This is a genomic window from Methylacidimicrobium cyclopophantes (genome assembly GCF_902143385.2).
In the GTDB taxonomy this organism is placed as follows: Bacteria; Verrucomicrobiota; Verrucomicrobiia; order Methylacidiphilales; family Methylacidiphilaceae; genus Methylacidimicrobium; species Methylacidimicrobium cyclopophantes.
The window spans coordinates 1-4,715 of record NZ_CABFUZ020000174.1 but is presented as its reverse complement, the minus strand read 5'-3'; the positions used below and the strand labels follow the sequence as shown (position 1 = coordinate 4,715).

4 protein-coding genes are annotated in these 4,715 nt (G+C 60.8%); 1 reads left to right on the top strand and 3 read right to left on the bottom strand.

Annotated elements, in window-relative coordinates:
- From FN369_RS07920 to FN369_RS07910, 3 genes are all read right to left on the bottom strand, one after another.
- Positions 1–1,349 (bottom strand): CarD family transcriptional regulator (locus FN369_RS07920; protein WP_281290938.1); only part of this gene is annotated, 1,349 nt, incomplete at its 3' end.
- A gap of 50 nt (positions 1,350–1,399) precedes the next feature.
- Positions 1,400–1,738, bottom strand: coding sequence for a hypothetical protein (locus tag FN369_RS07915; RefSeq protein ID WP_142525629.1), 339 nt, complete (start codon positions 1,736–1,738; stop codon positions 1,400–1,402).
- 142 nt (positions 1,739–1,880) lie between these two features.
- A complete protein-coding gene (locus FN369_RS07910) occupies positions 1,881–2,525 on the bottom strand; it encodes a hypothetical protein (protein WP_142525628.1) in 645 nt (214 codons plus the stop codon).
- Between the two features lie 178 nt (positions 2,526–2,703).
- On the opposite strand from FN369_RS07910, the gene FN369_RS07905 reads away from it, so the two are divergent.
- A partial coding sequence (locus FN369_RS07905) for a TonB-dependent receptor (RefSeq protein ID WP_246189620.1) occupies positions 2,704–4,715 on the top strand: 2,012 nt, incomplete at its 3' end.

Genomic DNA, 4,715 nt, shown 5'->3' with positions numbered 1-4,715 from the left:
GGCGGGCGCCGGGATCCGCTGACATAGCGCGAAACCAGATAGCTCTGGTCGATCGGCACGTAGAGCTTTGCTCCCCCTGCGAATTCCAAAAGCAGCGCCTCCCCGTCACCCTCCGGGAGAGCTTCGACGCCCCGATAGCGGCCGATGCCGTGCTGGAGATGAACGACAAAATCGCCGGGCTGCCATTCCGCGAAGGCGGTCTCGACGGGTCGGACTTCCGCAACGCCGGCGGTCTGCTTCCCCTGGCGGGGGAGCGTCTGGTATCGGCCGAAGATTTCCGCATCGCTCAGGATCGTGAGCCGTTCCGCGGGCCAGGAGAACCCGCGGGCCAGAGCGCCCGCGATCCAGAGGATTCTTGTCGTGTCGATCCGCTCCGCCGCCAACAGCTCCTCGAGGCGCTTCTCTTCTCCCTCGTTGTTGACGAAGATCCCTACCTCCCACCCTTCGGCGAGCCAGCGGCGAAGCTCCGCGGCAAAAAGCGTCCAACGGCCTTCCCGAATCAAGCTGTCCTCCCGCGGCAGCCCGAGGAAATCGTGTTCCTGAAAATCGGGAGCCGGCTCCAAGGACTCCCCATCCTGCGCGGAAGGGTCTGCGCCGACGGAGAATCGACATCGCTCTGCGGGGAGATATTCGAGCAAAGTCGTCGACTCCTCTTCGGCGAGTTCGGCCGGAGGAAGAAAAGAGATCGTGATCGAAGAGAGAATGCCCCGCGATCGCTGCGAGACGGGATCGAATTCCCGCAGGGAAACCAGAGTGTTTCCTTCCCACTCGGTTCGCAGCGGAAATGCCGCCGTCCAAGGGAAAAGGTCTACGATGCTTCCCCGCACGCTCATTTGTCCTCGCACGCTCACGCGCGGACATTGTTCGAACTCGGCGGTGGTCAGCTTATCCAGGAGAGATTTCCGATCTGCAGGGCTTCCCGGCGAGAGCAGGATCGTGCTTGCTTGCAAACTTTCCGGCCTCGGCAGGGGCTGACGGAGGGCGGCGGGAGTCGTGATCAAGCCGGGAAGCTCTTTGCGAAGGAGCGCCGTAGCGATTTGGAGCCGGGAGGCTGCTAGATCGAGATCCGGAAGAGCCCCTTGGGGCACGGGGGCGGTTTCCGGAAAGAGCGGAATCCGACAACCCAAAGCTTCCATGGTGCCCGCCAATGCGGTGGCCCGCTTCGGCGAGCTCGCTACGATGAGGAGGAAAGGAGACGAGGCGTAGACCAGGCCGGAGAGGACGAAGGCCTGCGCCGCAGTCGGAATCGAGTGGAGAGTGTAGGAGGAGCCGGGCCGGATCTGCGCTCGCCATTGAGCGAAGGAGGCGGAGGTAAACCAGCGAGCCGCTCCGGACGTTCGATGCGTCATCTTCCCGCGACAATCCTGAATTTGCTTATGGAAGCCCTTTGCTCCTTGGACTACGGAAGAGGCCGAACGGTCCTGTCGCCGGTCCGGGAGTCGATCGCAATCTCCAAGCGCCCATACCGGGGAATCCCATGGTATCCCAATTCCTCTTTGGCGCTCCCTAAATCGCAACAAGCGGAAACCCGCTCCTCGAAGGAGACCGATACTACCGCCACGACCCTGTCGCAGCTCCTCCGGATTTCGTCGACATGTCCTTCCCATGGACCCGGCCAGCCCCCTTCCTCGCAAAACGATTCGAGCGGGAGTTCTTCGGGCTTGCGCGTCAACCAGCTCAACAAGACTCTTCCCAATTCCTCATCATCCGCCGGACATTCTTCCTGCTGGAACCACATAGATCCTTTTCCGTTCCCCTCTCCGATTCTCCGAGGCGGGCCCCGACGACCAAAACGTGACCGGAAGCCGAAACGAAGTCAAACGCCGGAGTGGGCTCCGTTCCCGGCACGGGCGGAAGAGCAGGGGGAAAGGCAGGCTTTCCTACGGCTCCGAGAGGAGGTTGCGATAGGCGACCGCGACGAGCGAATAACAGATCGGAATATTGATGAGCAGCCCCACGACTAGGAGCACGCCAAGAAAGAAAAGTGCGGCCACTGTCACGGCGATCGCCAGCGCCTTTGCGTAATGAGAAATCCCGAGGCGAAAGGATTCGACGAAAGCCTCCGTGACCCCGGAAACGGCGTCGTCGGCGACGAGGAAGGGCTCGAACATAAGGAGGGGGAGGAGGCAGAGCACGGCGATCAGGGCGATCGGAGCCGCAGCCGGAAGAAGGAGAGCGGTGAGCGAAACGATTCCGATCACCCAGCCGAAGAGCGCTCCGGCGATCGACTTCCACGGCGCGCTGAAGCCGTAAAAGAGCTCGTCGAGCCGCGCCGCTTTCCCGTCGGCGAGGCGAAGGAAAAATCGAGCCAATCCCACGATGAGAATCCCCAAGAGGCCCTGGCTCGAAAGGATGGAAAGGATCGCGGCCGGGCTGCCGCGGGGGAAGTTCGTCACGATCCTGGCAAGCAAGAGCGCCATGAGCCAGTAGGCGGCCCCCGCGGCGAGCGCGATCCAAAAGGACGCCCGCAAACGATCGAGCGCAACGGTTAAGCTCTGTTGGAGAAAGAGGATGGCCGAGGGCACAGAGCCATTTAGTGTGGGGTAAGAATATCCGTCAAGGATTTGGGCTGCGCTTCCGCTCCCCGCGCGACTAGGAGAAAATCGGAGGACAAAAGGAGCCGATTTAGAAACAGCGGCTATCGAATTTAGGTAAACCTAAATAATATTTGCGTTATACAATGCGCACTACTACAACAGTTCCATGGGAATCTACCGGAGGAACAACGACAAAGAGGGAGGGTTTTTTCTTCCATGCCTCACTCTGTTCTTCGTTCTGGGCATCCTTCCCTCCTCCTCTGCCCAGGAGACGACCGCTTCCGAACCGGAAGTTCCGATCGGTTCCCTGGAGGAAGTCGGATCCCCTGGATCCTCCGGCCCCGGGGAGACGGGAGCGACGGCGCCGCGTTCCGTAGAGCCGGTCCCTGCCCTATTGCCGGAGGTGCAGGTGTCGGGAGAGCCGCCGGGACCCGCCTCGGCCCCGACGACCGCCTACGGCCCCGAGATGACCATTCTGGATACCCCGAGGCAGGTGACGCCCGTTTCTCGCGAGCAGCTCGATACGATCGCACCCGGCAACTTGATGGGCTATGACGACCTCGCCCCGCTCATCCCCTCGTTGACGACCATGGCGCCGGCGGGCGACTACTCGGTGGAGCCCTTTATCCGTGGCCTTCCGGGGACGGTCTTCCGCAACGGGATGCTCGTCGGCTTGGAGAGTTATGGCACATCGGGGCCGATGCCGAACTTCTCTGCCTATGAGAACATGGACGTGGTTCAGGGACCGGTCAGTGCGGTCTTTGGGGCTCGAGAGATGGCGGCGGGCTATGTCAACGACATCACCAAGCAGCCCTACTTCGACCGCTTTCGCGGAGATGCCTCCTATTCCATGGGGATGTACGATCAGAACCGGTGGAATATCGACATGGGCGGGCCCTTCGCCGGAGGCAAGGCGGCTTACCGTTTCGACTACGCAGGACAATACTCGGGCAGCTACTACGAGGGGGCCTACATGCACAGCCAGGATTTCTACCTGGCTCTGTCGGCCCGCCCTTCGGAAAACTATTCGATCGACTCCAACTTCGAGCTCGACACCTTGGGGTTCAACTTGCCCCTTGGCATCAACCGGCCCGATCAGGCCTTGATCGATAGCGGGCTCTACCAGAGCGGGCAGATGATCGGATGGCTCGGGCCCAATGGGACTTTCCATCCGGGAATTGGAACCTCGGTTCCCGGTCAGGGCTACATCGTCCAATGGGGGCCGCAGGTGCCGATCAGCCTGAGGAACAACCTGGCGAATCTTGCCGGCTCCGGAAACCGGAACATGTATGGGGTTGCGCAGATCATCCAGACCCTCAAGCTCTCCGACGATCTCCAGATCGTCAACAATACGATGTTCGAGTATTTCAACATGGTGCAGATGCCGCTGGCGAACTCCAATTTCAGTTATACCCCCGGCGACTGGTTGATCGAACACCGGGTGGAGGCGCAGGCGAAGGAGGAGACGAGCCTCGGCCGTTTTTCCCTCCACCACGCGCTCGATGGAGGAATCTTTCTCTGGTTTGAGAACAACACCGATTACACGGAGACGAGCCGGATCGCCGACAACTTCTGGAACATGGCGCAACCCTTGACTCGATCGGGCCTGCTTCCGCCCGTGACGATGGCCGAGGCGATTCGAGCGAATGACGTCTATCTCTACGACATCCCCGTGCCGGGAGTACCCGGGATGACCTACAACACCGGCAACTTTGCCACAGCCCAATCCCAGTTCTTCCAGATCTCGCCGTTCGTTCAAGACAACATCGAGCTTGGGGAGAAGTGGAGCCTCCTCTTGGGAGCCCGGCTCCAGTGGTACGAGATTGCCAACAGCGAGCCGCCCGGCACGCCGCCGGCGCTCATGCTCCAGAGCAACTACTCGATCTTGGAACCGCAGGTAAACGCGAGTTTGAGCTACAAGCCCTACCCCTGGATGAACGCCTATTTCACCTACGCCTATGCCCAGACTGCGGGAATGGATGTTCTCGGTGCGTTCTGTCCCGCGTTCACCAGCTCCTACTACCATCTCACGAACATCCTGTACGAGTCTGGGGTCAAATTTAACCTACTCCGCGACAAGCTGTTCCTGACTGCGGAGGGCTTCTACTACTCGACCTTCTTCCCCGTCACGGTCCTTCCGGGGGGCTTCACTCCGATCACTCCCGCCGACGTGCTCGG